This window comes from Burkholderia sp. RF4-BP95 (assembly GCF_001521985.1).
GTDB lineage: Bacteria > Pseudomonadota > Gammaproteobacteria > Burkholderiales > Burkholderiaceae > Burkholderia > Burkholderia diffusa.
Genome location: NZ_LOSX01000087.1, coordinates 85,418 through 112,078, shown reverse-complemented (window position 1 = coordinate 112,078; position 26,661 = coordinate 85,418). Strand labels below are relative to the sequence as shown.

The window sequence follows — 26,661 nt, the reverse complement described above, 5'->3', positions numbered from 1 at the left end:
GTCACGCGTCCTCCTGATCCTGTTTGCGGTTGAGCCGATAGCTGAGCTGTGCGCGCGTCAGGCCGAGCAGGCGCGCGGCGGCCGACAGGTTGCCGTTCGCGCGGTCGACGGCCTCGTGCAGCAGCGCGCGCTCGAGGCCGTCGAGCCCGCCGCCGCCCTGCAACTGGTCGAGGATCGAGCCGCAGTCGATCGACATCGCGGCTGCCGGCCGGATCTGCCCGGCCCGGTCGACGGTCGCGCCGCCGGGCGCGCCGACGCCGGGGAACAGGTCCTTCGCGTCGACCGGACGGTTCGGACGCGACAGGATCACCGCGCGCTCGATCAGGTTCTCGAGCTCGCGCACGTTGCCGGGCCAGCGGTAGCTGCGCAGCGTGTCGTAGGCGTAATCGGTCAGCGTCGGCGTCGGCTTGCCGTGCACTGCCGCGAAGCGTTCGAGCATCGCGTCGGCGAGCGGCGCGATGTCGTCCTGCCGGTCGCGCAGCGGCGGAATCAGCACCGGGTACACGTTGATCCGGTAATAGAGATCAGCGCGAAAGGTGCCGTCGCGCACGGCCTGCTCGAGATCGCGGTTGGTCGCCGCGACGACGCGGACGTCCACCTTCCGGCCGTCGGTCGCGCCGAGCCGCTCGACCTCGCCCTCCTGAAGCACGCGCAGCAGCTTCGCCTGCACGTCGAGCGGCAGCTCGCCGATCTCGTCGAGAAACAGCGTGCCGCCGTCCGCGCGCTCGAAGCGTCCGGCGCGCGCGGCTTGCGAGCCCGTGAACGCGCCTTTCTCCGCCCCGAACAGTTCGGACTCGATCAGCGCATGCGGAATGGCCGCGCAGTTGATCGCGACGAACGGCTTCTGCGCGCGCGGGCTGAGGCTGTGCAGCGCACGCGCGAAGCGCTCCTTGCCGACGCCCGTTTCGCCGGTGAGCAACACGGCGACCTTGGTCGGCGCGGCCGTCTCCAGCAGCGCATAGGCCGCGCGGAACGCGTCGGAACGTCCGACGAGACGGGTCCGGCCGTCGTCGGGCGTCATCTCGAGGCGCAGCGATTCGACTTCGGTCTGCAGGTCGCGGATCGTGTTGATCAGCGAGTCGGCCTTGAACCACGACGAGATCTCGTCGGCATCGGGCCATTCCTCGGCCGGCTTGCCGACGATCGTGCAGTGCGGGTCGTGCATGCCGACGCAGGTCGTTTCCTTGAACAGGATCGTCCGGCCGATGAACGCGCTGGTGTAGCCGGTCGCATAGCCGATCAGCATCCAGCACACGGGTTCGGGTTGCGGCCCGAACGTGCGGCGGTGCACGTCGGCTTCCCATGAATGTTCCCAGCGGTATTCGCAATAGAACGCGCCCGTCGCGGGATCGGCCTCGAACCGCAACGGCGTGACCTGCACGGCGCCTTCGAGCATGTGCAGTTGCGGGCCGACATGGAACATGTCGAACAACGACGCGCCGCTGCGAATCTCGCGGGCGAGCGCGGCGTCCCGTTCGCCGGCGGCGAAGCCGACGCGCGTGAAGAAGCGTCGCGTCTGTGCCGGTCCGACGCTTTCCATCAGTTCCTGGCGCAGCGTCGCCAGCGCGCCGGCATGCAGCAGCACCATCCGCTGACCGGCCAGCCAGATGCGACCGTCGCTCGCCGAAAAATGGATCAGCTTGCGCAGGTCGGTGTCCGGCGGCAAGGGGGGCAGGCTGGGCCGCGTCATGTCTCCTCCGTCGAGATTTCTCGTGATTTTCAGGGTTTTCGCCAACGGCGCCGCGGCAGGCGAATCGATTTGATCATTTCGTCAAATGCGCTCGACCGGGTTGCTCAAATGATGAAAAGCACCACCGGATATGGCTTCTGGCGTGACCGCTGGCGAGCGGTTTCCGTTCTGGTTAACCGCCATTGTGGATCGCGAATTCGAACTTCGCGTCAGGGCTTTCCCTGAATTATCGAGATTTTCTGGGCGCCTGCCCGGACGTGGCACGGATGGTGCATTGAAGTCCGGCATGGAGGCGACACCGATCATGAATCAGCACCCGACCGATCTTTCCCCGCTCGACCTGGGCCGCAAATGCGCGCGCGTGACCGGCACGAACACGCGCGGCTTCGTCGAATTCGAGTTTTCGCTCGGCGGCGCGCCGGATCTGTTCGTCGAGCTGACGTTGTCTCCTGCCGCCTTCGACGCGTTCTGCCGCGAACAGCAGGTGACGCGGCTCGACGTCGAAGCGAACCCATGACCTTGAGGAGCAAGAAGTGACCATCGAGCTGAAGACAGTCGACATCAAGCCGCTCCGGCACACCTTCGCGCACGTCGCGCAGAACATCGGCGGCGACAAGACGGCGACGCGCTACCAGGAAGGCATGATGGGCGCGCAGCCCCAGGCGAACTTCCATTACCGGCCGACCTGGGACCCGGACCACGAGATCTTCGATCCGTCGCGCTCGGCGATCAGGATGGCGAACTGGTATGCGTTGAAGGATCCGCGCCAGTTCTACTACGCGTCGTGGGCGACGACGCGCGCGCGCCAGCAGGACGCGATGGAGTCGAACTTCGAGTTCGTCGAATCGCGCCGGATGATCGGCCTGATGCGCGACGACGTGGCCGCGCAGGCGCTCGACGTGCTGGTGCCGCTGCGCCATGCCGCGTGGGGCGCGAACATGAACAACGCGCAGATCTGCGCGCTCGGCTACGGCACCGCGTTCACCGCGCCCGCGATGTTCCATGCGATGGACAACCTCGGCGTCGCGCAATACCTGACGCGCCTCGCGCTCGCGATGGCCGAGCCCGACGTGCTCGACGCGGCCAAGGCCAGCTGGACGACCGACGCCGCCTGGCAGCCGCTGCGCCGTTACGTCGAGGACACGCTGGTCGTGGCCGACCCGGTCGAGCTGTTCGTCGCGCAGAACCTCGCGCTCGACGGCCTGCTGTATCCGCTCGTCTACGACCGCTTCGTCGATGAACGGATCGCGCTCGCGGGCGGCTCGGCGGTCGCGATGCTCACCGCGTTCATGCCGGAATGGCACGCGGAATCGAGTCGCTGGATCGACGCGGTGGTGAAGACCATGGCCGCCGAATCCGACGACAACCGCGCATTGCTCGCCCGCTGGACCTGCGACTGGTCCGCGCGGGCCGACGCGGCGCTCGCGCCGGTCGCGGCGCGCGCGCTGCAGGATGCCGGCCGGGCGGCGCTCGACGAAGTGCGCGAGCAGTTCCATGCACGCGTCGCCAAGCTCGGCCTCGCGCTCTGACGCCGCGCATCTCCCCTCAACCCAAGGAAAGCCAGCATGTCGAACGTATTCATCGCCTTTCAGGCCAATGAGGACTCCAGACCGATCGTCGACGCGATCGTCGCCGACAACCCGCGCGCGGTGGTGGTCGAGTCGCCCGGGATGGTCAAGATCGACGCGCCGGACCGGCTGACGATTCGCCGCGAAACGATCGAGGAACTGACCGGCACGCGTTTCGACCTGCAGCAGCTGCAGGTGAACCTGATCACGCTGTCCGGCCACATCGACGAGGACGACGACGAGTTCACGCTGAGCTGGTCGCACTGAACGCCGCGCAACACGCACCGACAACACCGGAGACACGAATGGACACGCCAACGCTCAAGAAAAGGCTCGGCCTGAAGGACCGCTACGCGGCGATGACGCGCGGCCTCGGCTGGGAGACGACCTACCAGCCGATGGACAAGGTCTTCCCGTACGACCGTTACGAGGGCATCAAGATCCACGACTGGGACAAGTGGGTCGACCCGTTCCGCCTGACGATGGATGCGTACTGGAAATACCAGGGCGAGAAGGAGAAGAAGCTGTACGCGGTGATCGACGCGTTCACGCAGAACAACGCGTTCCTCGGCGTGACCGACGCGCGCTACATCAATGCGCTGAAGCTGTTCATCCAGGGCGTGACGCCGCTCGAATATCTCGCGCATCGCGGTTTCGCGCACGTCGGCAGGCACTTCACCGGCGAGGGCGCGCGCATCGCGTGCCAGATGCAGTCGATCGACGAGCTGCGGCACTACCAGACCGAAACGCACGCGATGTCGACGTACAACAAGTTCTTCAACGGCTTCCATCACTCGAACCACTGGTTCGACCGCGTCTGGTACCTGTCGGTGCCAAAGTCGTTCTTCGAGGACGCGTATTCGTCAGGGCCGTTCGAATTCCTGACGGCGGTCAGCTTCTCGTTCGAATACGTGCTGACGAACCTGCTGTTCGTGCCGTTCATGTCGGGCGCCGCGTACAACGGCGACATGTCGACGGTCACGTTCGGCTTCTCCGCGCAGTCGGACGAATCGCGGCACATGACGCTCGGCATCGAGTGCATCAAGTTCCTGCTCGAGCAGGACCCGGACAACGTGCCGATCGTGCAGCGCTGGATCGACAAGTGGTTCTGGCGCGGCTACCGGCTGCTCACGCTGGTCGCGATGATGATGGACTACATGCAGCCGAAGCGCGTGATGAGCTGGCGCGAATCGTGGGAGATGTACGCGGAGCAGAACGGCGGCGCGCTGTTCAAGGATCTCGCGCGCTACGGCATTCGCGAGCCGAAGGGCTGGCAGGACGCATGCGAAGGCAAGGACCACATCAGCCACCAGGCATGGTCGACGTTCTACGGCTTCAACGCAGCCTCGGCGTTCCACACCTGGGTGCCGACCGAAGACGAGATGGCGTGGCTCGCCGCGAAGTATCCCGACTCGTTCGACCGTTATTACCGCCCGCGCTTCGACTACTGGGGCGAGCAGGCGAAGGCCGGCAACCGCTTCTACATGAAGACGCTGCCGATGCTGTGCCAGACCTGCCAGATCCCGATGCTGTTCACCGAGCCCGGCAACCCGACGAAGATCGGCGCGCGCGAGTCGAACTACCTCGGCAACAAGTTCCATTTCTGCAGCGATCACTGCAAGGAAATCTTCGACCACGAGCCGCAGAAATACGTGCAGGCGTGGCTGCCCGTGCACCAGATCTATCAGGGCAACTGCTTCCCGCCCGACGCGGACCCGAGCGCGGAAGGCTTCGATCCGCTCGCCGCGGTGCTCGACTACTACGAAGTGCAGATGGGCCGCGACAACCTCGATTTCGACGGCTCGGAAGACCAGAAGAACTTCGCGGCCTGGCGCGGCCAGGCCACGAGCAACTGACCCGCAACCGACAAGCAACCTCGAAGAAGGCCCGCGCGCGCTGCTGCGCGAACGCGGGCCGACAGGAGACAAACATGGCCGTCATCGCGCTCAAACCTTACGACTTCCCGGTGAAGGATGCGGTCGGGAAGTTTCCGGCGCCGCTGCTTTACGTGTGCTGGGAAGACCACCTGATGTTTCCCGCGCCGTTCTGCCTGCCGCTGCCGCCCGACCTGCCGTTCGGCGCGCTTGCCGACAAGGTGCTGCCGCCGGTCTACGGCTATCACCCCGACTTCGCGAAGATCGACTGGGACCGCGTCGAGTGGTTTCGCTCCGGCGAGCCGTGGACGCCGGACGCAGCGAAGAGTCTGGCCGACAACGGCCTCGGGCACAAGGATTTGATCAGCTTCCGCACGCCGGGCCTCGATGGCCTCGGCGGCGCGAGCTTCTGACCGTCATGCGGACGAGCGAACCATCATGAGCCACCAACTTACCATCGAGCCGCTGGGCGTCACGATCGAGGTCGAGGAAGGACAGACGATGCTCGATGCCGCGCTGCGCCAGGGCATCTACATTCCGCATGCGTGCTGTCACGGCCTGTGCGGCACCTGCAAGGTCGCGGTGCTCGACGGCGAGACCGATCTCGGCGATGCGAACCCGTTCGCGCTGATGGATTTCGAGCGCGAGGAAGGCAAGGCGCTCGCGTGCTGCGCGACGCTGCAGGCCGACACCGTGATCGAGGCCGACGTCGACGAGGAACCGGACGCGGAGATCATTCCGGTCAAGGATTTCGCGGCCGACGTCACGCGCATCGAGCAGCTCACGCCGACCATCAAGTCGATCCGCCTGAAGCTGTCGCAGCCGATCCATTTCCAGGCCGGTCAGTACGTTCAGTTGGAGATTCCCGGCCTCGGGCAGAGTCGCGCGTTCTCGATCGCGAACGCGCCGGCCGACGTCGCGGCCACCGGCGAGATCGAGCTGAACGTACGGCAGGTGCCGGGCGGCCTGGGCACCGGCTATCTGCACGAGCAGCTGGCGACCGGCGACCGCGTAAGCCTGTCGGGCCCGTACGGCCGCTTCTTCGTGCGCCGCTCGGCCGCGCGGCCGATGATCTTCATGGCCGGCGGGTCGGGCCTGTCGAGCCCGCGCTCGATGATCGCGGACCTGCTCGCCAGCGGCGTCACCGCGCCGATCACGCTGGTCTACGGCCAGCGCAACGCGAAGGAGCTGTACTACCACGACGAATTCCGCGCGCTGGCCGAACGTTACCCGAACTTCACATACGTGCCGGCGCTGTCCGAGGGCGCACCCGATGCGGGCGGCGAAGTCGCGCAAGGGTTCGTGCACGACGTCGCGAAGGCGCATTTCGACGGCGACTTCTCGGGGCATCAGGCGTACCTGTGCGGACCGCCCGCGATGATCGACGCATGCATCACGACGCTGATGCAGGGCCGCCTGTTCGAGCGCGACATCTATCACGAGAAGTTCATCTCGGCGGCCGACGCGCAGCAGACGCGCAGCCCGCTGTTCCGGCGGGTGTGACATGGACGCGGGCCGCGTATGCGGGACGGTGAGGATCGCGCAGACCGACGAGCGCTATGCGTGCGTGTCCGGCGAGTCGTTGCTGGCCGGCATGGCGAAGCTCGGCCGGCGCGGCATTCCGGTCGGCTGCCTGAACGGCGGGTGCGGCGTGTGCAAGGTGCGCGTGCTGCGCGGCGCGGTGCGCAAGCTCGGGCCGGTCAGCCGCGCGCACGTCAGCGCGGAAGAAGAGAACGACGGCTATGCGCTCGCGTGCCGTGTGGTGCCGGACGGCGACGTCGAACTCGAAGTGGCCGGCCGGCTGAAAAAGCCGTTCTTCTGCGGCGCGGCCGGTGCCGGCGCGCCGACGATCGACAAGTAACCAGGAAACCAGGAGGAGACACATCATGGGTGTGATGCGTATTGGTCATGTCAGTCTGAAGGTGATGGACATGGAAGCGGCGCTGCGTCATTACGTGCGCGTGCTCGGCATGCAGGAGACGATGCGCGATGCGGCGGGCAACGTCTATCTGAAATGCTGGGACGAATGGGACAAGTACTCGCTGATCCTGTCGCCGTCCGACCAGGCAGGGCTCAAGCACGCCGCGTACAAGGTCGAGCACGACGCCGACCTGGACGCGTTGCAGCAGCGTATCGAGGCATACGGGATCGCGACCGAGATGCTGCCCGAAGGTGCGCTGCCGGCCGTCGGCCGTCAACTGCGGTTCCTGCTGCCGAGCGGGCACGAGCTGCGGCTGTTCGCGAAGAAGGAACTCGTGGGCACCGCGGTCGGCTCGCTGAACCCCGATCCGTGGCCCGACGACGTTCCAGGCTCGGCCGTGCACTGGCTCGACCACTGCCTGCTGATGTGCGAACTGAACCCCGAAACCGGCGTGAACCGTGTCGAGGAGAACACGCGCTTCATGGCCGAGTGTCTCGACTTCCATCTGGCGGAACAGGTGATGGTCGGCCCGGGCAACACGATCCAGGCCGCGACGTGGATGTTCCGCAGCACGACGCCGCACGACATCGCGTTCGTCGGCGGCCCGAGCAACGGCCTGCATCACATCGCGTTTTTCCTCGACGACTGGGCCGACGTGCTGAAGTCGGCCGACGTGATGGCGAAGAACAAGGTGAAGATCGACGTCGCGCCGACGCGGCACGGCATCACGCGCGGCACCACCATCTATTTCTTCGATCCGAGCGGCAACCGCAACGAGACGTTCGCGGGGCTCGGCTATCTCGCCCAACCCGATCGCCCGGTCACGACGTGGACCGAGGAGGAACTCGGGCGCGGAATCTTCTTCCACTCCGGCGAGCTGAACGAAGCGTTCACGACCGTCTACACCTGAGCCGCAAGGAGTCCAGCGTCATGGATCGAAACGATACGAACCGGAGCGTCGACACGCGCACGATCGACTGGCCCGCCGCGGCGCGCGCGGCGCAGGCGGCGGCCGAGGCCGCCGAGCGGCTCGGCGTGCGCGTGAACGTCGCGGTCGTCGATGCGGCCGGGCTGCTCGCGGCATTCGTGCGCATGCCCGGCGCGCCGCTGCATTCGATCGATATCGCGATCGACAAGGCGTACACGGCCGCGAGCTTCGGTCTGCCCACCGGCGCGTGGCACGCCGCATTGGCGTCGCACTCGGACGCCGTGCGGCAGGGCCTCGTGCTGCGGCCGCGTTTCGTCGCGTTCGGCGGCGGGCTGCCGATCGTCGATGACGGCGCGTTGATCGGCGGCATCGGGGTATCGGGCGGCAGCGAGATGCAGGACGCGCAATGCGCGCACGCGGGGCTCGACGCGGCCGGCTTCGGCGGGCCATGACGCTCGGCACGCGAACGCGCTCCACGAACCCACGGATTCACGATCATCGGCACACACATCATGTACGACACCGAACCCATCGCCGCGACACGCGGCCCCGCCGGCGGGCAGCCGGACCCGCGGCTCGTCCGCAACTTCATCGACGGCGAATATCGCGCGGGCGAACGCTGGTTCGACAAGCGCTCGCCGCTCGACAACGCGGTGATCGCGCGCGTCGCCGAAGCGAGCCGCGCGGATGTCGACGCGGCGGTACAGGCCGCACGCACGGCGCTGGCCGGCCCGTGGGGCGCTCTGACGGTCGCGCAGCGCGTCGAACTCCTGTATGCGGTGGCCGACGGCATCACGCACCGCTTCGACGATTTTCTCGAAGCGGAAGTGGCCGACACCGGCAAGCCGGTGAGTCTCGCGAGCCATATCGACATCCCGCGCGGCGCCGCGAACTTCAAGGTGTTTGCCGACGTGGTGAAGAACGTGCCCGGCGAAACCTTCGAGATGGCGACGCCGGACGGCGCGGGCGCGCTCAATTACGCGATCCGTCGGCCGGTCGGCGTGGTCGGCGTGATCTGCCCGTGGAACCTGCCGCTGCTGCTGATGACGTGGAAGGTCGGGCCCGCGCTCGCCTGCGGCAACACGGTGGTCGTGAAGCCGTCGGAGGAGACGCCGCAGACGGCCGCGCTGCTCGGCGAAGTGATGAACGCGGCGGGCGTGCCGCGCGGCGTCTACAACGTCGTGCACGGCTTCGGGCCGGGTTCGGCCGGCGAATTCCTGACGACGCATCCGGGCGTGAACGCGATCACGTTCACCGGCGAGACGCGCACCGGCGCGGCCATCATGAAGGCGGCCGCCGACGGTGCGCGGCCCGTCAGCCTCGAAATGGGCGGCAAGAACGCGGCGATCGTGTTCGCCGATTGCGATTTCGACGCGGCCGTCGAGGGCACGTTGCGCTCGTGTTTCGCGAACGCGGGGCAGGTTTGCCTCGGCACCGAGCGCGTGTATGTCGAGCGTCCGCTGTTCGAGCGTTTCGTCGCCGCGCTGAAGGCCGGTGCCGAACGGCTGCGGCCCGGCCGTCCGGAAGCGGAGTCGACCGGCCTCGGCCCGCTGATCAGCCAGGAGCATCGCGACAAGGTGCTGTCGTATTACCGCAAGGCGGCCGAACTCGGCGCGACGGTCGTGACGGGCGGCGGCGTGCCCGACATGCCGGCGGATCTGCGCGATGGCGCGTGGGTGCAGCCGACGATCTGGACCGGCCTCGGCGACGATTCGCCGATCGCGCGCGAAGAGATCTTCGGGCCGTGCACGCTGGTGATGCCGTTCGATTCCGAAGCCGAGGTGATCGGCCGCGCGAATGCGAATGCGTACGGGCTGTCGACCGCGATCTGGACGACCAACCTGTCGCGCGCGCACCGCGTCGCGGCGTCGATCGACGTCGGCATCGCGTGGGTCAATTCGTGGTTCCTGCGCGACCTGCGTACGGCGTTCGGCGGCGCGAAGCAATCGGGCATCGGCCGAGAAGGCGGCGTGCATTCGCTCGAGTTCTACACGGAGCTTCGCAACGTCTGCATCAAGCTCTGACCCAACCGTTCACGACTGGAAAACTCTTATGGACTCCACGTTGATTACCACGCTGGGCGACCGGCTGTACGACGCGATGACGTCGCGCGAGCCCATCGCGCCGCTGACGTCGCAGCACGAGGACCTGTCGGTCGACGACGCGTACCGGATCCAGCAGCGCTTCGTGCAGCGCCGCCTGGGCGCCGGCGAGACCGTCGTCGGCAAGAAGATCGGCGTCACGTCGAAGGCGGTGATGGACATGCTCGGCGTCTACCAGCCCGACTTCGGCTACCTGCTGTCGGGCATGGTGGTCGGTGAGGGCGAGTGCATCGCGCTCGACACGCTGATCCAGCCGAAAGCCGAAGGCGAGATCGCATTCGTGCTGAAGCGCGACCTGCTCGGCCCGGGCGTGACGAACGCGATGGTGCTCGCCGCGACCGAATGTGTGATGCCGTGCTTCGAGATCGTCGACTCGCGCATCCGCGACTGGAAGATCCGCATCGGCGACACGGTCGCCGACAACGCGTCGTGCGGCGTGTTCGTGCTCGGCGACCGGGCGGTGAGCACGCGCAGCGTCGATCTGTCGACCTGCGGAATGGTGCTCGAGAAGAACGGCGACGTGATCGGCACCGGCGCCGGCGCGGCCGCGCTCGGCTCGCCGGTGAACGCGGTCGCGTGGCTCGCCAACACGCTCGGCCGCCTCGGCATTCCGCTGAAGGCCGGCGAAGTGATCCTGTCCGGCGCGCTCGCCGCGATGGCGCCGGTCGCGCGCGGCGACAACTTCCGCGTGTCGATCGGCGGGATCGGCGCGTGTTCGGTGCGGTTCGCGTGAGCGACGCCCGTTCCCCTTTTCACGCAAACGAGGAATTTTCCATGACCCGAAAGATCCGTTGCGCACTGATCGGTCCCGGCAACATCGGCACCGACCTGCTCGCCAAACTGATGCGCAGCCCCGTGCTCGAACCCGTGTGGATGGTCGGCATCGATCCCGATTCCGATGGCCTGAAGCGCGCGCGCGAACTCGGCCTCAAGACCACCGCCGACGGCGTCGACGGCCTGCTGCCGCATGTGCGGGCGGACGGCGTGCAGATCGCGTTCGACGCGACGAGCGCATACGTCCATGCGGAAAACAGCCGCAAGCTGAACGCGCTCGGCGTGCTGATGATCGACCTGACACCGGCCGCGATCGGCCCGTACTGCGTGCCGCCCGTCAACCTGAAGGATCACATCGGCTCCGGCGAGATGAATGTGAACATGGTCACGTGCGGCGGCCAGGCGACGATTCCGATGGTGCGCGCGATCTCCCGCGTGCAGCCGGTCGCGTACGGCGAGATCGTCGCGACCGTGTCGTCGCGTTCGGTCGGCCCCGGCACCCGCAAGAACATCGACGAGTTCACGCGTACGACGGCCGCGGCCGTCGCGCAGGTCGGCGGCGCGAGACAAGGCAAGGCGATCATCGTGATCAACCCGGCCGACCCGCCGCTCATCATGCGCGACACCGTGCACTGCCTGACGGAAAGCGCGCCCGACGAAGCGCGCATCGTCGAATCGGTGCACGCGATGATCGCCGACGTGCAGCGCTACGTGCCCGGCTACCGGCTCGTCAACGGGCCGGTGTTCGACGGCAACCGCGTGTCGGTCTATCTCGAGGTCGAAGGCCTCGGCGACTACCTGCCGAAATACGCGGGCAACCTCGACATCATGACGGCCGCCGCCGCGCGCACCGCCGAGATGTTCGCCGAGGAACTGCTGGCCGGCCGCCTCACGCTGGCATCGGCTGCCGAGGCGGCCTGACGCCCGCCAACGCGACTTCCACGACCGGACGACAAGGAACGGAAATGAATCTCAAAGGCAAACGAATCACCGTCCACGACATGACGCTGCGTGACGGCATGCACCCGAAGCGTCACCAGATGACGCTCGACCAGATGCGCTCGATCGCGAGCGGGCTCGACGCGGCCGGCGTGCCGCTGATCGAGGTCACGCACGGCGATGGCCTCGGCGGCTCGTCGGTCAACTACGGCTTTCCCGCGCATACCGACGCGGAATACCTCGGCGCGGTGATCCCGCTGCTGAAGCGCGCGAAGGTGTCGGCGCTGCTGCTGCCGGGCATCGGCACCGTCGACCACCTGAAGGAAGCGCACGCGCTCGGCGTGCATACGATCCGCGTCGCGACGCACTGCACCGAGGCGGACGTGTCCGAACAGCACATCGCGATGGCGCGCAAGCTCGACATGGATACCGTCGGCTTCCTGATGATGAGCCACATGAACAGCCCCGACGGGCTGGTGACGCAGGCGAAGCTGATGGAGTCGTACGGCGCGAACTGCATCTACATCACCGATTCGGCCGGCTACATGCTGCCCGACGACGTGAAGGCGCGCCTCGCCGCGGTGCGCGACGCGCTGAAGCCCGAGACGGAACTGGGCTTCCACGGTCACCATAACCTCGCGATGGGCGTCGCGAACTCGATCGCCGCGATCGAGGCCGGGGCGAACCGGATCGACGGCGCGGCGGCCGGGCTCGGCGCCGGCGCGGGCAATACGCCGCTCGAAGTGTTCGTCGCCGTCTGCGAGCGGATGGGCATCGAGACCGGCGTCGACGTGTGGAAGATACAGGACGTCGCCGAGGATCTCGTCGTGCCGATGATGGATTTCCCGATCCGCATCGACCGCGACGCGCTGACGCTCGGCTATGCGGGCGTGTACGGCTCGTTCCTGCTGTTCGCGAAGCGCGCGGGCGAGAAATACGGGATTCCGGCGCGCGACATCCTCGTCGAGCTCGGCCGGCGCGGCATGGTTGGCGGGCAGGAGGACATGATCGAGGACACCGCGCTGACGCTCGCGAAGGCGCGCGCGGCACAAACGAAGCGGGAGGCCGCATGAATCTGACGACCGACACGATCGAGTCGCTGGCCGCGCATCTCGACGACTGCATGCGCGAGGCGCGCGACACGCCGAAGATCACCGACCGTCATCCGGAGATGGACTGGGACGACGCATACGCGGTGCAGGATGCGATCCGCCGCCTGCAGCTTGCGCGCGGCGCGCGGATCGTCGGCTACAAGGCCGGCCTGACGTCGCACGCGAAGATGCGGCAGATGGGCGTGGACACGCCCGTGTTCGGATTCCTGACCGACGTCCACGACCTGCCCGACGGCGGCGAGTGCGATACGTCCGCGCTGATTCATCCGAAGGTGGAGCCCGAGATCGCATTCGTGACGAAGGCCGAGCTGAAGGGGCCGGGCTGTCATGTCGGCGCGGTGCTTGCCGCGACGGACTTCGTCGTCGCCGGGATCGAGGTGATCGACAGTCGCTACCGCGACTTCAAGTTCGACCTGAAGAGCGTGGTGGCCGACAACACGTCGGCCGCGCGCTTCGTCGCGGGCGGACGACCGCTGGCCGTGGACGGCGTCGACCTGCGCACGCTCGGCATCGTGCTCGAGAAGAACGGCTTGCCGGTCGCGTTCGGCGCCGGCGCGGCCGTGCTCGGGCACCCGGCCGCCGCGATCGCGATGCTCGCGAACCACCTCGGCGCGCGCGGCGAATCGATTCCGGCGGGCAGCTTGATCCTGTCGGGCGGCATCACGGAGGCGGTGGCCGTCGCGGCCGGCGACAACGTGACGCTGCGCGTGCAGGACATCGGGTCGGTGGGCCTGCGATTCATCTGAACGTTTCGAACGCAAAGGGAGGCCATCGTGCCGATAGCGCATCTGTACATCCTGGAAGGCCGCGACGACGACAAGAAGGAACGCCTGATCGCCGAAGTCACCGAAGCCATCCATCGCTCGCTCGACGCACCGCTCGAATCGGTGCGCGTGATCATCACCGAGATGCCGAAGGCGCACTTCGGGATCGGCGGGCAGAGCGCGAAAAAGCGTGGCCGCTGACGCGCCGCGCGCCATCGAAATCGACTGGAGGAGCGTCATGTCAACCAATCCCGAACTGGGCCGTCGGATCGTCGCGAGCGGCCTCGACACCAACTATCACGACCTCGGCGACGGGCCGCCCGTGCTGCTGATCCATGGCTCGGGGCCGGGCGTCACGGCCTACGCGAACTGGCGGCTCACGATGCCCGCGCTCGCCGAGCAGTTTCGCGTGATCGCGCCGGACATGGCCGGATTCGGCGAAACCGAGCGGCCGCGCGATTACGTGTATTCGATGGACCACTGGGTCGACCACGCGCTCGGCCTGCTCGATGCGCTTGGCGTCGAGCGCGCACACGTGATCGGCAATTCGTTCGGCGGCGCGCTCGCGCTTGCGCTGGCGATCCGTGCGCCCGACCGGGTCGGCCGCCTCGTGCTGATGGGCGCGGCGGGCACGCGCTTCACGCTGACCGAGGGGCTCGATGCCGTGTGGGGCTATACGCCGTCGATCGCGAACATGCGCGGCCTGCTGGACATCTTCGCATTCGATCGCGCGCTGGTGAACGACGAGCTCGCGAAGCTGCGCTACGACGCGAGCGTGCGGCCCGGCTACCAGGAGGCGTTCGCAAACATGTTTCCGGCGCCGCGCCAGCGCTGGGTCGATGCGCTCGCGAGCGACGAGGCGAAACTGCGTGCGCTGCCGCACGACACGCTGATCGTCCATGGCCGCGAGGATCGCGTGATTCCGCTCGACAGTTCGATGAGGCTGCTGGAACTGCTGCCGAACGCGCAACTGCACGTGTTCGGCCGCTGCGGACACTGGACGCAGATCGAGCATGCGGCACGCTTCAACCGGCTCGTGATCGAGCACTTCAACGAGTAGCCAGCGAAGGCGGCGCGCAGGACGACCATAAAAAATCAATTCAGTAGAACGAATATTGGAGACATCGATGAAACGAAAGGCTGCATTCGGATTGGTCTCGCTCGCCGCGTGCGCGGGCATGGTGCTGAGCACCGGCGCATCGGCGACGGAAGGCGGCAGCGACACGATCGGCGAGGGCGCGGAGGCGTTCTTCGCCGGCGCGCTGCCGCCGGCCGGGCTGTACGGACTGTTGTACTACACGCATTACCATGCGTCGCGCTTCAACGATTCGCATGGCAACGGCTCGGTGCCGGGTTTCAAGCTCAATGCCGACGTGCTGATTCCGCGCGTCGTCTGGATGTCGAACCTGTCGGTGCTCGGCGGGCGCTACGGCGCGTATGCGGTACTGCCGATGGAGCACCTGGCGCTGGATGCGGGCGGCGCGTCGTTCGACCGCACCAATCTCGGCGACCTGATCGTCAGCCCCGCGCTGATCGCATGGGGATCGGGCGCACTGCGCACCGTCGCGGCGATCGAGTTCGTGTTTCCGACCGGACAGTACGATGCGCACGCGGCGCTGAACACCGGGAAGAACTATTACACCGCGCGGCCGGTGTTCGGCGTGTCGTGGTTGCCGAACGACAGGATCGAGGTGTCCGCGAAGATGACCTACAGCTTCAACTCGCCGAACAACGACACCCATTACCACTCGGGGAACCTGTTCCACATCGATTACTCGGCGAGCTATGCGGTCACGCCGCAGGCGCGTGTCGGGCTGTCGGGGTACTTCGTCAAGCAGACCACCGACGACAGGCAGAACGGGCAGCCGGTCGCGGGCGACGGCTTTCGCGGGCAGACGTTCGCGATCGGGCCCGGCTTCCGTTACCAGTTCGGCAAGATCAGCGTGGAGGCGCGCGTCGTGAAGGAGTTCTTCGTGCGCAACCGGCCGGCCGGCGAGGCCGTGTGGGCGAAGGCCGTCATTCCGTTCTGACGGCGCGGCGCGGATGGCCGCGGGCCGAGCGAGCGCGTGACGCCGCCATTGCGGGGCGTCACGCTGCACGTCGTCGTGCGTTACCGCGCGAGCGCGGCGAGGCGCGGGAACAACGGCAGCGCGTTCGCACGGTTGATCGCGGCGTGGCCGTCGGCGTCCAGCGCGGCATACGCGTCCTGCGCCGCGGCGAACGACGTGCTGACGGACGGCGGCGCATACGGGAAATCGCTACCGTAGAGGATGTGACCGGGCCTCGCGAACGCCGTGAGGCTCGGCAGCGCGGACGGCGACGACAGCGCGGTGTCGAAGTAGAACGTGCGCAGCAGGTCGAGCAGCCCGTCGCGATACGGCACGTCGTCGCGCACGCCCGGCGCGAGTTCGGCAAAGCGGTATGCCGTGTACGGCAGGAAGCCGCCGGCGTGCGACAGGATAATGCGCACGTTCGGGTTGCGCGCGACCACGCCGTTGAGCACGACCTGCAGCGCGGTGCGCGTCGTATCGAACGGATAGTCGAGCAGCGGGCCGGGCATGCCGGCCAGGACGTCGATCGCGGGCTTGGCCGGATGAATGAACACCACCGCGCGACGGCGATCGAGCGCGGCCCAGACGGCTTCGAATGCCGCATCGCCGAGATAGACGCCGCCGTAGTTGCTGAGCAGCACGACGCCGTCGGCGTTCAGCGTGTCGAATGCGTGGTCGATTTCGGCGAGCGCGCCGTCGACGTCGGGCAGCGGCAGCGTCGCGAAGTTGCCGAAGCGGGTCGGCCATTTCGCGACGAGGCCGGCCACGTATTCGTTGACCTGACGCGCCATGTCGCGTTTCGCCTGGCCGTTCCAGCCCTGCACGCCGGGCGCCGTCAGCGACAGCACGCCTGTGCGGATCTCCAGCGAATCCATGAACGCGAGCGCGGCTTCGGGGCTCCACGTGGGGCTGCCCCAGCCGGACGGGTCGCCGCCGTGGGCGGGCAGGGCGTCGGCCCAGAACGGCGGGACGACATGCTGGTGAACATCGATGCGGTTGCGGTCGGACATGATCGGGCTCCCTGGACGTGCGCTGCGATGCAGCGGATGTCGATCAGGATGCGCGCGGTTGATTTTTCATTCCAATAGATTAAATTTCGAGATTAATTGTTATGAGTGATCAATCGACGTCATGGACCTTCGCCATTTGCGCTACTTTCTCGCGGTTGCCGAAGAAGGGCATTTCGGCCGGGCGGCGGAACGGCTGCATATCGTGCAGCCTGCGTTGAGCGCGCAGATCCGCGCGCTCGAGGAGGAGCTGGGCGCCACGCTGTTCGAGCGCACCACCCGCAAGGTGCTGCTGACCGACGCGGGCCGGTTGCTCGTCACCGAAGCGCGGCATACGCTCGAGCAGGCCGAGCGCGCGAAGACGGTGGTGCAGCGTGCCGCACGCGGTGAGACGGGCGTGGTGCGGATCGGCTTCGTCGGCAATGCGGTCGCGACGGGGCGGCTGTCCGACGATCTGATCGCGTTTCACGCGGCATGGCCGGAGGTGACACTCGACCTGCACGAAATGGCGCCGGCCGCGCAGCAGGAGGCGATCCTGGCGGGCCGGCTCGACATCGGCTATTGCCCGGCCTTCGGCGCGGCGTTCGATCCGAAACTGGCCGTGCGGACGGTCGGCAGCTGGGCGTGGGACGTGATGATGAGCGACCGGCATGCGCTCGCGAAGCGGCGCTCGGTGAGCGTCGCGGCGCTGGTGGACGAGCCGTTCATTTTCTATGCGGCCGACGGCGACGACGAAGGGCAGTTGGCGATTCTGCGGCGGGTGCTTGGCCGGGCGCCGCGCATCGCGCACAAGGTGAGCAGCACGCTGTCCGTGCTGGCGTTGACGGGGGCCGGCCTCGGCGTGGCGCTGGTGCCGGCGCCGCTCAGCCGGATCGCGGCGCCGAACATCGTGTACCGGAAACTCGCGGGCGACGTGCCGGGCTCCGAACTCGTCGCGCTGAGCCGGACCGGCGGGGAATGGGGAGCGGTACAGCAGTATCTGGCGATGCTGGGCGGGCGCGCCGCGTAAGCGCCGCGGCCCGCGCCGGCATCACCGCGTCATTCCTCGTCCATCAACCGGACCTTGACCCGCTTGCCCTTGATCTTCCCCGCATTGAGCTTGCGCAGCGCGTCGCGCGCGACGCCGCGCTCGATCGCGACGTAGGTCGAGAACTCGGTCACGTTGATCTTGCCGATCTGCTTGCCGTCGAACCCCGCGTCGCCGGTCAGCGCGCCGAGCACGTCGCCCGGACGGATCTTGTCCTTGCGGCCGCCGAGAATCTGCAGCGTTTCCATCGGCGGCAGCAGCGTGTCGTTGCCGGCCGGCTTCAGTTCCGCGAGCGGATGCCATTCGACGTCGCGCTTCTGCGCCTGCTCGATCGCGCCGACGCGGCCCATCTCGTCCATGCTGGCGAGGCTCAGCGCCCAGCCTTCCTGGTCCGCGCGGCCGGTGCGGCCGATGCGGTGCACGTGCACTTCGGGGTCGGGCGTCACGTCGACGTTGATCACCGCCTCCAGCTGCGCGATGTCGAGCCCGCGCGCGGCGACGTCGGTCGCGACCAGCACCGAACAGCTGCGGTTCGCGAACTGGATCAGCACCTGGTCGCGTTCGCGCTGTTCGAGCTCGCCGTGCAGCGCGAGCGCGTGGAAGCCCTGCGCGTGCAGCACGTCGAGCAGGTCGCGGCATTGCTGCTTGGTGTTGCAGAACGCGATCGTGCTCACCGGCCGGTAGTGGTTCAGCAACTGGCCGACCGCGTGCAGTCGCTCGGTTTCCGTCACTTCGTAGAAACGCTGGCGGATCTTGCTGTCGTCGTGGCGCTCTTCGAGCTTAACTTCCTTCGGATTACGCAGGAACTGCTGGCTCAGCTTCGCGATGCCGTCGGGATAGGTCGCCGAGAACAGCAGCGTCTGGCGCGTCGTCGGGCACATCCGCGCGACCTTCGCGATGTCGTCGAAGAAGCCCATGTCGAGCATCCGGTCGGCTTCGTCGAGCACGAGCGTGTTCAGCGCGTCGAGCTTCAGGTTGCCGCGGTCGAGGTGATCCATGATGCGGCCCGGCGTGCCCACGACGATATGCGCGCCGTGCTCGAGGCTCTGCGCCTGCGGCCGCATCGGCGTGCCGCCGCACAGCGTCAGCACCTTCACGTTTTCCTCGGCGCGCGCGAGGCGGCGCACTTCCTGCGCGACCTGGTCGGCGAGCTCGCGCGTCGGGCACAGGATCATCGCCTGCACGTCGAAGCGGCGCGCGTCGAGGCGCGCCAGCAGCGCGAGCGAGAACGCGGCAGTCTTGCCGCTGCCCGTCTTCGCCTGCGCGATCAGGTCCTGGCCGGCCAGCGCGATCGGCAGGCTCGCGGCCTGGATCGGCGTCATGTCGACATAGCCGAGCTGCGTGAGGTTCGCGAGCGTGGCGGGCGTCAGCGGCAGTGCGCTGAACGGCGTGGCGGTCGATTGGGTCATGTCAGGAGAGGTCTCCGAGGTAAGGGCGGCCTTCCATCTGTTCGTAGAGGACGTTACCTTCATCGTCCTCGAAGCGTTCGAGATAGTTGCGCGCGCCGCACAGCGGGCAGCGGAACAGCAGCCCCTGGCCTTCGTCCTTGATGACGACGTCGGATGTCTCCCACTGCGTGCCGCAGCTCTGGTTTCGGCAGGTAAACACGGTCTTTCTCCAGCTGAATTCGGTTGATGGCGCACCCGGCGGGCGCGGCAACGGCGTGCGGCGCTCGCGCGGCTCGGGCGCGGGCCGCACCGGCGGTCGCGTGGACCGCGTCGATGCGGATGGTGGATCGGGTGGCGACGGCGTCGCGCGTGCCCGCAATTCTAGCGGATGCGGGGGGCCGGCAGTGGGCGACACGGTGCGCGGACCGGCAGCGGGCGAGCGTCGAGGCGCGGCCGGGGAGGGCGCCGCCGACGGGTGCGAGCGGTGCCGCCCGCATCCGCCATGAAAAACGGCCGCCCCGAAGGGCGGCCGTGCGATGCGGCGAAACGGGGCCGGACGCGTTACAGCGCCATGTCCGCCGATGCCTTCGCGGGGCGCGCCGGGGCGGTGCCCGTCGCCTGCGACGGCGCCGTCAGGTCGATCTTCGGCGGCGGCGAGAGCTGCAGCACGTCGCTCGTGTAGGTCCATTCCTCGACGACCTTCGCCGGGCTGTCGTTCAGCTTCGTGCCGTAGCTCGGCACGATCTGGCGGAGCTTCTGCTGCCATTCGGGCGTCGCGACCTTGTCCTTGAACACCTTCTGCATCAGGTTCAGCATGATCGGCGCGGCCGTCGACGCGCCCGGCGATGCGCCGAGCAGGCCCGCGATGCTGCCGTCCTGCGAGCTGACGATCTCGGTGCCGAGCTTCAGCACGCCGCCCTTCTTCGGGTCGCGCTTGATGATCTGCACGCGCTGGCCGGCCTGCCACAGGCGCCAGTCTTCCTTCTTCGCGTCCGGGAAATATTCCTTCAGCGCGTTGAAGCGGTCGTCGTCGGACAGCATCAGCTGGCCGGCGAGGTACTGGACGAGCGGGAATTCGTCGACGCCCACGCGCATCATCGGCGCGACGTTGTGCAGGTTGGTGCTTTTCGCGAGGTCGAAGTACGAGCCGTTCTTCAGGAACTTGGTCGAGAACGTCGCGAACGGCCCGAACAGGATGATCTTCTTGCCGTCGATGATGCGCGTGTCGAGGTGCGGCACCGACATCGGCGGCGAGCCGACCGACGCCTTGCCGTACGCCTTCGCGAGGTGGCGCTTCACGACCTCGGGGTTGTCGGTCACGAGGAACGAGCCGCCGACCGGGAACGCGCCGTAGTCCTTCGCCTCGGGGATGCCCGACGCCTGCAGCAGGTGCAGCGCACCGCCGCCCGCGCCGATGAACACGAATTTCGCGTCGACGGCCTGCGGCGGTTCATCCGAATGCAGCTTCACCCACGACACGTGCCACGTGCCGTCCGCGTTGCGCGAGATCTCGCGCACTTCGCTCGACAGCGACAGCGTGAAGTTCGGCTGCGTCTTCAGGTAGCCGACGAACTGGCGCGTGATCTCGCCGAAGTTCACGTCGGTGCCGATCGGCGTCCACGTCGCCGCGACCTTCTGGTTGCGGTCGCGGCCTTCCATCATCAGCGGCACCCACTGCTTGATCTGGTCGTGGTCTTCCGAATACTGCATCCCGCGGAACAGCGGGCTCGCCTGCAGCGCGTCGTAGCGCTTCTTCAGGAAGCGGACGTTGTCGTCGCCCCACACGAAGCTCATGTGCGGCGTCGAGTTGATGAACGAGTGCGGATTCTTCAGCACGCCCTGCCTGACTTGCCAGGCCCAGAACTGGCGCGAGATCTGGAACGACTCGTTGATCTCGATCGCCTTCGAGATGTCGATCCTGCCGTCCGCCTTCTCCGGCGTGTAGTTCAGTTCCGCGAGCGCCGAGTGGCCGGTGCCCGCGTTGTTCCAGCCGTTCGAGCTTTCCAGCGCGACGCCGTCGAGGCGTTCGACCATCGTCATCGACCAGTCGGGCTGAAGCTCGTGCAGCCACACGCCGAGCGTCGAGCTCATGATGCCGCCGCCCACCAGCAGGACGTCGACCTTCTTCGTATCGGCGGCATGCGCGGACGACGCCGCGACGCACAGCGCGAGCGCCGACAGTATTACCCGTAACGTTTTGATCACAGCAGATCCCTTTTTCAACTTGGATGCATCGGTTTGCCATGCCGCCCGGCCGATGCGGATTCGCGTTCGGCCCGCGCATCCGGAGATCCGGATCGCGAATCCGGAATTCCGGAACGGCCGCGTTCGCCGTTGCATTTGCGCACGCGAAGCCGTTGCGAAGGACACCTTCGGATCGACTTCATGACGTCACGCAATCGCATGCTTCGCGGTCGTGCCGGGCGCGCGCGGGCCCGTGCCGGAGGCCTCGCCGGACGGCGCTTCAGGCCGCGTCGAAAGAGGCCGCGCGCAATGCGTTTCGCGGGGGCGGGATGGCAAGGGGCGCGTAATATAACCGAACTCGATTGCCGTGTCGCAGGCGCGGAATATCCTTGTTTTCGTGGGGTTTTTTGCGTGTCCGGGTTTCCGGAACGACGGTGCGCGGAACGGGAGGAACGGCGGGGTCGGAACGGTCGCGGCGCGCGCGATATCGATACTTCATCCGGACCGCGGCGTTGCACCGCGATCCGGTTCCGGTCACGGCATCACTTCGACGAAGCGCTCCGGCAAAACTGTTCGTACGCCTGCGCCGAATTCGCGAAGCCTTGCGCCTTCGCGAGTTCCCACGGACGCTCGCATTGCTGCGTGCGTTCGCACCATGCGTAGCCGGCCGAGCCGATGCAGCCATGCGCATCGCGATCGCCGCCGACGATCGGCGGCGCGGCCTGGGCGGTTTGCGCGGCCTGCGAGGCCCGCGTGTCCTGCCAGGCGACATCGGGTGGGAGAGGGGAAGCCGGCTGAGTCGCGCACGCGCCCAATGCAAGCGCGCAGGCGATCATGGCGGCAAGCGACGCGGAAGAAATGCAATGCTTCATACGGTAGCGCTCCATGGGATGAGGTTCGACGGTGGATGCCCGCGGACGGGCGCTTGAACGATTCGATCACGCATCCGGCACCGGCACGCGCGACGAGAACGTGACCTCGCGCGGCGCGATGCGCGTCACGACGCCTGCACGCGGCGCGTGTCGGCCCGGCGCTGCTGTTCGGCGTCGTGCACGATGTGCAGCTCGCGCGTGCGGATCGGCAGTGCGCAGTCCGCATCGGCAAGCGTCTTGCGCACCTGGCGCGCGAGGCGCCAGCGCATCGCCCAGAACGTGTCGGGGTGCGTCCACACGCGCACGTTCGCGATCGCCGTGCTGTCGTCGAAACGCATCACCATCACGTCCGGTGCGGGATCCTGGAGGACGTCGGGATCGGCTTCCGCCAGCGCGCGCAGTGCGTCGAGTGCACGATCGATGTCGTCGTGCACGGACACTTCCACTTCCAGATCGAGACGCCGCGTCGGATTGCGCGTGTAGTTGCGGATCGCGCTGCCCCACAGCGCGCTGTTCGGCACGTATTCGCAGATGCCGTCCGGCTTCGTCAGCCGCGTCATGAAGAGCCCGACTTCTTCCACCGTCCCGGCGACGTTCGAGCCGCCGTCGATGAAGTCGCCCACCTTGAATGGCCGCAGCAGCAACAGCATGATGCCGGCCGCGATGTTCTGCATCGTGCCCTGCAGTGCGAGCCCGATCGCGAGGCCGGCCGCGCCGAGCACCGCGACGACGCTCGCGGTTTCGATGCCGAGCTGCGACAGCGCGCCGACGATCGCGACGATGCGGATGCCCCACACGGCGACGTCGCAGAGGATCGGCCGCAGCGTGTCGTCGACGCGCTCCTTGTTCGCGAGCAGCCGGTTCAGCCAGTTGCCGATGCGTTTCGACAGCCACCAGCCCGCGACGAGCAGCGCGAGGGCGGCGCAGAGCCTGAGCGAGAGCGTGGACAGCGCGTTCCACAGGAACGTCCAGCGTTCCGGATGAAGATGATCGAGAAACATGACGGGATTCCGGGTTGAGGGCGGAAGGCGCGCGACGGATGCCGGCGACCGTCAATGTCGGACAGGCATGCGCTCGCGCGTCGGCAGCCCTCGACTGTACACGCCATGCGGGTTTTCGCGCGAACGCATGGGTGACGGCACGCGAATTCCGGTTTCGCGTCCAGCGCGTCGCGGCGGTGTGGTTTTCCGCGGAAACGGGCTCGTCGGATGCCCGTGCCGGGACCTCGACCTCGACCGCTCGCCGCGCGCGGACGCGCGGTTCGCGACGCCGGCCGCACGTGGCGCATGCGGCCGCGCCGCCCCGCGCCGGCGGGCGGCGTCGATGCGGATCGCCACGCCGGAAGGCGTGGCGAACATCGACAGGATCGAGCGGCTTAGCCCAGCGGCCAGTTCAGGATCGCGATGCCGTCGTTGTAGTCGCCGTCCGTGCCGTCTTCCGAGCCGACCAGCCCGAAGTAGGTTTTCTTGAAGATGTCGACCTGGCGCGAGCCGATCTTCGACGGCTTGCCGTTCGCCGTCACGACCACGCGCACCTTCCCCTTGCCCGAGTTCACGATCTGCGTGTTCAGGTTCGCATCCTGCGTGCCGGCGCCCTGGAACGTCGCGGCCGGTTTCGGGTTGTCGTCGACATAGACTTCGATCGTCTGCTGTGCGGACGAATTGACCAGCGCCGTCACGCCGAACGCGATGTTCGGCGGCAGGTTGAAGATGCCGTCGCGCTCGCCGCCGCCGGCCGTCGTCGGTTCCGGCTGCGCGGGTTGCGGCGTCGCCTTCGAGAAGTAATTGACCACCGCGCCGACACCGAACTTCGCCGCCGCGCCGGGCAGGACACCGGGCGCGCCGGCCCACGTCACCGTGCACGCGATCACCTGGCCCGCCGCATCGGCCTTCACCTTGTTCTGCCAGCTGCCGACGTCGAAGCTGTACGGGATGGTCGCGATGTCGACGAACACGTCGTATTGCGGCAGTTTTTCCACGAGCTGCGCGGTCATGAACTGACGCATCCGGTCGAGCACCGCCTGGTCGCCGTTCGCCTGTACGGCGGTTGCGTCGTTGCCGGCGAGCTGGAGAAGCGCATACAGGTCGTCGTGGGTAAAGGGTTGTGTCATGTCGTCCTCGTCTTGATGGTTTGTCTTTGCGTGATGCGGCCGGCGAGCGGATGTCGCCGTGTCGTGCGTGGCGCGGCGCGCCGGACATGCCGCGCCGCGATTCTTCGTCAGCGTTCGGCCGTCAGCCGATCGGCCATTGCAGCACGACGATGCCGTCGTTGTAGTCGCTGTCGTGACCGTCTTCCGACACGACGATTCCGAAGTTGACCGTGAACGGCGAGCCGTCCGATTTCTTGCCGGTGATCGGCGCGAGGCGGGCATCGGTGGCCGACGTCTTGCCGTTCACCGTCACTTCGAAGCGGAGTTTGCCGTTGCCGGAATTCAGCGTGGCTTCGCGCGGGCCGTCGCGCGTGGTCAGCTTGTGATAGGCGGCGGGCTCCTTGCTGTCGCCGATGAACAGCTTGATGTGCTGCTGCTCGGCGGCGTTCGCGAAGAAAATCGCGCGGAAGTCGGTGTTCGGCGGAATCGAAAACTCGCCGGCGCGATTCGAGGACGTTTGAGAGTCGGCCATGCTTGCCTCCTGAAGGTCGGTGGATAAGGCGTTTTGTGCGTCGCGCAAACGTTTGCCGTTTAAAACGCGACGCGGCCAAGCATGGCGAAAAATAAATAAAAAAATATTCGACCGGGAATGGAAATTGTCCAGAAAATCGGAGATCGAAACAGTCCGATTTAATGATGAGTTTTTAATTGAATATGGATATAGGTTTCCGCGAAATGATTTCGCTGCGCGTCACGCTTTTTTGAATAATGAACGGGTGCGCGGGCGGGAACAGCGGGAGGATCGGGCTTCGGCGCCCGTCGGAACGCGCAGATTTATTCCTTCAATGTTGCGATGCGCTCGCCTGATACACCTGACAGGCGATTAATTTCGAGATTGGAGTTATCGTGCACGGCGCGCGCTTGATATTCGGCGGCTTTTATTCAATCGACCCTTGCCGGGCCCTCACGAGGACAGTGCGATGACGAAACCCGATAGTCTGAAAGGCGAGATAAAGGGGCAGGCTCAGGAGGCAGACCGTCACAACCTGGCGCGGCCGGCGGTGAATGGCGCGTTTTGGGCGCGTGGCCTGACGACGCAGCGCGTGGCCGATCTGTTCAGAACCCTGCCGGGCCTCCCGGGGCACTGGATGCAGCTGCAAAACGAAGTCAACGCAGGGAATCGCTATTTCTACGGCGTCCAGAACGGTCACCAGACGACCGACGAAGGAAAGGAACTGATCCGCTGGATCGCCGACGCGGTGGTCAGCGCCGCGCAGCGGGCGGGGTTCGATTTTCCGTTGCAGCAGCTTCGATTCACGGCCGACACGGGTTGGTTGAAGCTTCAGCGCGTGTCGGGGCGCGTGATGGTGTTGTCGAGGCCGTAAGCGTGGCGGCATGTCGTGGGGCGCGTCAGCAGCGGCAGCGGGAACGTGCGCTGCCATCGACGATCGAGCATGGCCGCGCGCAGGCGGCCGACGGGATCACTGACCGAAGCGCTGCACGACGGCGTCCTTCAACCGCGCGGCGGTGATCTCGCCCATGTGCGATTCGACGAGTTCGCCCTTCGCATCGAAGAACAGCGTCGTCGGCAGCCCGCGCGACCCGTATGCATGCATCGCACGCAACGGCGGATCGAGCAGCACGTTGTCGAAGCGCAGCCCCTGCTGTTCGAGGAACGCGCGCACCGCCTGCGCGTTTTCTCCCTGGTTGAGCATCAGCACCGTGATGCCGGGATGCTCCCGCTGCGCCTGTTCGAGGATCGGCATTTCGCGCCGGCAAGGCGCGCACCACGTTGCCCACAGGTTCACGACGACCGGCTTGCCGGCAAAGCGTTGCGGCAGCACGGGCGTCGAATCGAGCGCTTCGAGCCGCATCGCGGCGAACGGCGGCGCGGTGCGCTGCAGCGTCGCGAGCGTGCCTTGCGCGATACCCCATGCGGCGAGACCCGCGACGATGCCGGCTGCCACCGGGCGGCGCAGCGCGGGCAGGCGACGCAGCCGCCACACGGCGAACACCAACGCGACGGCGATGCCGATGCGCCAGTCGAAGCCGCCGTCGCCGAGCGCGATGATGGACCGTGGCGCCGTTGCATATTCGCGCCACCATTGCGCGACATAGCCGATGCGCGCGGCGACCAGCCCGAGCAGCAGCACGTCGAGGATCAGGCTCGACGCGGTCTTGTGCTGGCCGTCGGGCGGGCGGCGCTGGATGAAGCGGGCGACGAGCCACGCCAGCAGCGCGGCGGCGGCTACCGCGACGACGCGGATCGAGAAGGGACCGATGCTCAACATGGGAAGAAAAAAGTGCGGGGATCGTGGATCGACCGGTGAAGGCGACACCGTTGCCGGTCATGTGGCGTTTCGACCCTGCG

The 26,661-nt window shown here is 67.1% G+C and carries 29 protein-coding genes; 19 read left to right on the top strand and 10 right to left on the bottom strand.

The genetic code is table 11. The features are described 5' to 3' along the window. Window position 1: 1 nt before the first annotated feature. Entirely contained in the window at window positions 2-1,690 is a 1,689-nt protein-coding gene (locus WS46_RS29025) for a sigma-54-dependent Fis family transcriptional regulator (protein ID WP_059692565.1), read from the bottom strand. 130 nt (window positions 1,691-1,820) lie between these two features. Here WS46_RS29025 and WS46_RS36610 point away from each other — a divergent pair, with 130 nt between their 5' ends. From WS46_RS36610 to WS46_RS28940, 17 genes are all read left to right on the top strand, one after another. Beyond that, window positions 1,821-2,207 (top strand): phenol hydroxylase subunit, encoded by a 387-nt coding sequence (locus WS46_RS36610; protein WP_257130068.1) that lies wholly within the window; start codon window positions 1,821-1,823, stop codon window positions 2,205-2,207. A gap of 16 nt (window positions 2,208-2,223) precedes the next feature. After that, a complete protein-coding gene (locus tag WS46_RS29015) occupies window positions 2,224-3,219 on the top strand; it encodes a phenol hydroxylase (RefSeq protein WP_059692563.1) in 996 nt (331 codons plus the stop codon). A 36-nt stretch (window positions 3,220-3,255) separates the two neighbouring features. Next, window positions 3,256-3,525 carry an MmoB/DmpM family protein gene (locus tag WS46_RS29010; protein WP_059692562.1) on the top strand — a complete coding sequence of 90 codons (270 nt, stop codon included), beginning with the start codon at window positions 3,256-3,258 and terminating at the stop codon, window positions 3,523-3,525. 38 nt (window positions 3,526-3,563) lie between these two features. Beyond that, entirely contained in the window at window positions 3,564-5,114 is a 1,551-nt protein-coding gene (locus WS46_RS29005; protein WP_059692561.1) for an aromatic/alkene/methane monooxygenase hydroxylase/oxygenase subunit alpha, read from the top strand. Window positions 5,115-5,188: 74 nt separating this feature from the next. Beyond that, window positions 5,189-5,545, top strand: a complete 357-nt coding sequence (locus WS46_RS29000; RefSeq protein WP_059692560.1) for a phenol hydroxylase subunit P4 — start codon at window positions 5,189-5,191, stop codon at window positions 5,543-5,545. 25 nt (window positions 5,546-5,570) lie between these two features. Continuing rightward, on the top strand, window positions 5,571-6,635 hold the full coding sequence (locus tag WS46_RS28995) for an NADH:ubiquinone reductase (Na(+)-transporting) subunit F (protein ID WP_059692559.1): 1,065 nt from the start codon (window positions 5,571-5,573) through the stop codon (window positions 6,633-6,635). 1 nt (window position 6,636) lies between these two features. Beyond that, window positions 6,637-6,993: a 2Fe-2S iron-sulfur cluster-binding protein gene (locus tag WS46_RS28990; protein ID WP_059692558.1), complete on the top strand. Its 357-nt coding sequence runs from the start codon at window positions 6,637-6,639 to the stop codon at window positions 6,991-6,993. Window positions 6,994-7,018: 25 nt separating this feature from the next. Then, window positions 7,019-7,963, top strand: a complete 945-nt coding sequence (locus WS46_RS28985) for a catechol 2,3-dioxygenase (protein ID WP_059692557.1) — start codon at window positions 7,019-7,021, stop codon at window positions 7,961-7,963. Window positions 7,964-7,983: 20 nt separating this feature from the next. Next, window positions 7,984-8,433 carry a heme-binding protein gene (locus WS46_RS28980; RefSeq protein ID WP_059692556.1) on the top strand — a complete coding sequence of 150 codons (450 nt, stop codon included), beginning with the start codon at window positions 7,984-7,986 and terminating at the stop codon, window positions 8,431-8,433. Window positions 8,434-8,493: 60 nt separating this feature from the next. Continuing rightward, window positions 8,494-10,005 (top strand): 2-hydroxymuconic semialdehyde dehydrogenase, encoded by a 1,512-nt coding sequence (locus WS46_RS28975; RefSeq protein WP_059692555.1) that lies wholly within the window; start codon window positions 8,494-8,496, stop codon window positions 10,003-10,005. Between the two features lie 28 nt (window positions 10,006-10,033). Further along, window positions 10,034-10,816, top strand: coding sequence for a 2-oxopent-4-enoate hydratase (gene dmpE, locus WS46_RS28970; RefSeq protein WP_059692554.1), 783 nt, complete (start codon window positions 10,034-10,036; stop codon window positions 10,814-10,816). A gap of 41 nt (window positions 10,817-10,857) precedes the next feature. Then, complete coding sequence (locus tag WS46_RS28965; protein WP_059692553.1) at window positions 10,858-11,778, top strand: acetaldehyde dehydrogenase (acetylating); 921 nt, start codon at window positions 10,858-10,860, stop codon at window positions 11,776-11,778. Window positions 11,779-11,822: 44 nt separating this feature from the next. Continuing rightward, entirely contained in the window at window positions 11,823-12,869 is a 1,047-nt protein-coding gene (gene dmpG, locus WS46_RS28960) for a 4-hydroxy-2-oxovalerate aldolase (protein ID WP_059692552.1), read from the top strand. Then, entirely contained in the window at window positions 12,866-13,654 is a 789-nt protein-coding gene (gene dmpH, locus WS46_RS28955; RefSeq protein WP_059692551.1) for a 2-oxo-3-hexenedioate decarboxylase, read from the top strand. The genes dmpG and dmpH overlap by 4 nt, the downstream gene beginning before the upstream one ends. A 24-nt stretch (window positions 13,655-13,678) precedes the next feature. After that, a complete protein-coding gene (locus WS46_RS28950) occupies window positions 13,679-13,873 on the top strand; it encodes a 2-hydroxymuconate tautomerase (protein WP_257130074.1) in 195 nt (64 codons plus the stop codon). A 37-nt stretch (window positions 13,874-13,910) separates the two neighbouring features. Then, window positions 13,911-14,732 carry an alpha/beta fold hydrolase gene (locus tag WS46_RS28945; RefSeq protein ID WP_059692728.1) on the top strand — a complete coding sequence of 274 codons (822 nt, stop codon included), beginning with the start codon at window positions 13,911-13,913 and terminating at the stop codon, window positions 14,730-14,732. Window positions 14,733-14,799: 67 nt separating this feature from the next. Beyond that, complete coding sequence (locus WS46_RS28940) at window positions 14,800-15,702, top strand: transporter (RefSeq protein WP_059692549.1); 903 nt, start codon at window positions 14,800-14,802, stop codon at window positions 15,700-15,702. An 80-nt stretch (window positions 15,703-15,782) separates the two neighbouring features. Here the strand turns inward: WS46_RS28940 and hndA are convergent, their stop codons facing one another. Beyond that, window positions 15,783-16,733: a 2-hydroxy-1-naphthoic acid nonoxidative decarboxylase gene (hndA, locus tag WS46_RS28935; protein WP_059692548.1), complete on the bottom strand. Its 951-nt coding sequence runs from the start codon at window positions 16,731-16,733 to the stop codon at window positions 15,783-15,785. A gap of 121 nt (window positions 16,734-16,854) precedes the next feature. On the opposite strand from hndA, the gene WS46_RS28930 reads away from it, so the two are divergent. Further along, window positions 16,855-17,739, top strand: a complete 885-nt coding sequence (locus tag WS46_RS28930; RefSeq protein WP_059692547.1) for a LysR substrate-binding domain-containing protein — start codon at window positions 16,855-16,857, stop codon at window positions 17,737-17,739. 29 nt (window positions 17,740-17,768) lie between these two features. On the opposite strand, the gene dbpA is transcribed toward WS46_RS28930, so the two are convergent. The 7 genes from dbpA to WS46_RS28895 form a co-directional block, all read right to left on the bottom strand. Next, window positions 17,769-19,166 (bottom strand): ATP-dependent RNA helicase DbpA, encoded by a 1,398-nt coding sequence (gene dbpA / locus WS46_RS28925; RefSeq protein WP_059533646.1) that lies wholly within the window; start codon window positions 19,164-19,166, stop codon window positions 17,769-17,771. 1 nt (window position 19,167) lies between these two features. Then, complete coding sequence (locus WS46_RS28920) at window positions 19,168-19,365, bottom strand: hypothetical protein (RefSeq protein ID WP_059447636.1); 198 nt, start codon at window positions 19,363-19,365, stop codon at window positions 19,168-19,170. A 341-nt stretch (window positions 19,366-19,706) separates the two neighbouring features. Then, window positions 19,707-21,368: a malate dehydrogenase (quinone) gene (gene mqo / locus WS46_RS28915; RefSeq protein WP_179949197.1), complete on the bottom strand. Its 1,662-nt coding sequence runs from the start codon at window positions 21,366-21,368 to the stop codon at window positions 19,707-19,709. Between the two features lie 503 nt (window positions 21,369-21,871). Beyond that, window positions 21,872-22,201, bottom strand: a complete 330-nt coding sequence (locus WS46_RS28910; protein WP_059692726.1) for a hypothetical protein — start codon at window positions 22,199-22,201, stop codon at window positions 21,872-21,874. A gap of 125 nt (window positions 22,202-22,326) precedes the next feature. Further along, complete coding sequence (locus tag WS46_RS28905; RefSeq protein ID WP_059533650.1) at window positions 22,327-23,202, bottom strand: mechanosensitive ion channel family protein; 876 nt, start codon at window positions 23,200-23,202, stop codon at window positions 22,327-22,329. A gap of 374 nt (window positions 23,203-23,576) precedes the next feature. Next, window positions 23,577-24,311, bottom strand: coding sequence for a fucose-binding lectin II (locus WS46_RS28900; RefSeq protein WP_059533653.1), 735 nt, complete (start codon window positions 24,309-24,311; stop codon window positions 23,577-23,579). A 121-nt stretch (window positions 24,312-24,432) separates the two neighbouring features. Continuing rightward, entirely contained in the window at window positions 24,433-24,822 is a 390-nt protein-coding gene (locus tag WS46_RS28895) for a fucose-binding lectin II (RefSeq protein WP_059533655.1), read from the bottom strand. A gap of 448 nt (window positions 24,823-25,270) precedes the next feature. Here WS46_RS28895 and WS46_RS28890 point away from each other — a divergent pair, with 448 nt between their 5' ends. Further along, complete coding sequence (locus tag WS46_RS28890) at window positions 25,271-25,675, top strand: hypothetical protein (protein WP_059692546.1); 405 nt, start codon at window positions 25,271-25,273, stop codon at window positions 25,673-25,675. Between the two features lie 96 nt (window positions 25,676-25,771). Here the strand turns inward: WS46_RS28890 and WS46_RS28885 are convergent, their stop codons facing one another. Continuing rightward, window positions 25,772-26,581, bottom strand: a complete 810-nt coding sequence (locus tag WS46_RS28885; protein WP_059692545.1) for a TlpA disulfide reductase family protein — start codon at window positions 26,579-26,581, stop codon at window positions 25,772-25,774. Between the last annotated feature and the right edge of the window lie 80 nt (window positions 26,582-26,661).

Bases quoted from the DNA above. Each gene is read 5' to 3' on its own strand.
- WS46_RS28905 (WP_059533650.1), bottom strand. From the start codon at position 23,202: ATGTTTCTCGATCATCTTCATCCGGAACGCTGGACGTTCCTGTGGAAC.
- dmpG (WP_059692552.1), top strand. From the start codon at position 11,823: ATGAATCTCAAAGGCAAACGAATCACCGTCCACGACATGACGCTGCGT.
- WS46_RS29000 (WP_059692560.1), top strand. From the start codon at position 5,189: ATGGCCGTCATCGCGCTCAAACCTTACGACTTCCCGGTGAAGGATGCG.
- WS46_RS28900 (WP_059533653.1), bottom strand. From the start codon at position 24,311: ATGACACAACCCTTTACCCACGACGACCTGTATGCGCTTCTCCAGCTC.
- WS46_RS28990 (WP_059692558.1), top strand. From the start codon at position 6,637: ATGGACGCGGGCCGCGTATGCGGGACGGTGAGGATCGCGCAGACCGAC.
- WS46_RS29005 (WP_059692561.1), top strand. From the start codon at position 3,564: ATGGACACGCCAACGCTCAAGAAAAGGCTCGGCCTGAAGGACCGCTAC.
- WS46_RS28940 (WP_059692549.1), top strand. From the start codon at position 14,800: ATGAAACGAAAGGCTGCATTCGGATTGGTCTCGCTCGCCGCGTGCGCG.
- WS46_RS28965 (WP_059692553.1), top strand. From the start codon at position 10,858: ATGACCCGAAAGATCCGTTGCGCACTGATCGGTCCCGGCAACATCGGC.
- WS46_RS28985 (WP_059692557.1), top strand. From the start codon at position 7,019: ATGGGTGTGATGCGTATTGGTCATGTCAGTCTGAAGGTGATGGACATG.
- WS46_RS28890 (WP_059692546.1), top strand. From the start codon at position 25,271: ATGACGAAACCCGATAGTCTGAAAGGCGAGATAAAGGGGCAGGCTCAG.
- WS46_RS28910 (WP_059692726.1), bottom strand. From the start codon at position 22,201: ATGAAGCATTGCATTTCTTCCGCGTCGCTTGCCGCCATGATCGCCTGC.
- dmpE (WP_059692554.1), top strand. From the start codon at position 10,034: ATGGACTCCACGTTGATTACCACGCTGGGCGACCGGCTGTACGACGCG.
- WS46_RS29025 (WP_059692565.1), bottom strand. From the start codon at position 1,690: ATGACGCGGCCCAGCCTGCCCCCCTTGCCGCCGGACACCGACCTGCGC.
- WS46_RS28995 (WP_059692559.1), top strand. From the start codon at position 5,571: ATGAGCCACCAACTTACCATCGAGCCGCTGGGCGTCACGATCGAGGTC.
- WS46_RS28945 (WP_059692728.1), top strand. From the start codon at position 13,911: ATGTCAACCAATCCCGAACTGGGCCGTCGGATCGTCGCGAGCGGCCTC.
- WS46_RS28930 (WP_059692547.1), top strand. From the start codon at position 16,855: ATGGACCTTCGCCATTTGCGCTACTTTCTCGCGGTTGCCGAAGAAGGG.
- WS46_RS28895 (WP_059533655.1), bottom strand. From the start codon at position 24,822: ATGGCCGACTCTCAAACGTCCTCGAATCGCGCCGGCGAGTTTTCGATT.
- WS46_RS28980 (WP_059692556.1), top strand. From the start codon at position 7,984: ATGGATCGAAACGATACGAACCGGAGCGTCGACACGCGCACGATCGAC.
- WS46_RS29010 (WP_059692562.1), top strand. From the start codon at position 3,256: ATGTCGAACGTATTCATCGCCTTTCAGGCCAATGAGGACTCCAGACCG.
- dmpH (WP_059692551.1), top strand. From the start codon at position 12,866: ATGAATCTGACGACCGACACGATCGAGTCGCTGGCCGCGCATCTCGAC.
- WS46_RS28975 (WP_059692555.1), top strand. From the start codon at position 8,494: ATGTACGACACCGAACCCATCGCCGCGACACGCGGCCCCGCCGGCGGG.
- WS46_RS36610 (WP_257130068.1), top strand. From the start codon at position 1,821: ATGGCTTCTGGCGTGACCGCTGGCGAGCGGTTTCCGTTCTGGTTAACC.
- dbpA (WP_059533646.1), bottom strand. From the start codon at position 19,166: ATGACCCAATCGACCGCCACGCCGTTCAGCGCACTGCCGCTGACGCCC.
- hndA (WP_059692548.1), bottom strand. From the start codon at position 16,733: ATGTCCGACCGCAACCGCATCGATGTTCACCAGCATGTCGTCCCGCCG.
- WS46_RS28885 (WP_059692545.1), bottom strand. From the start codon at position 26,581: ATGTTGAGCATCGGTCCCTTCTCGATCCGCGTCGTCGCGGTAGCCGCC.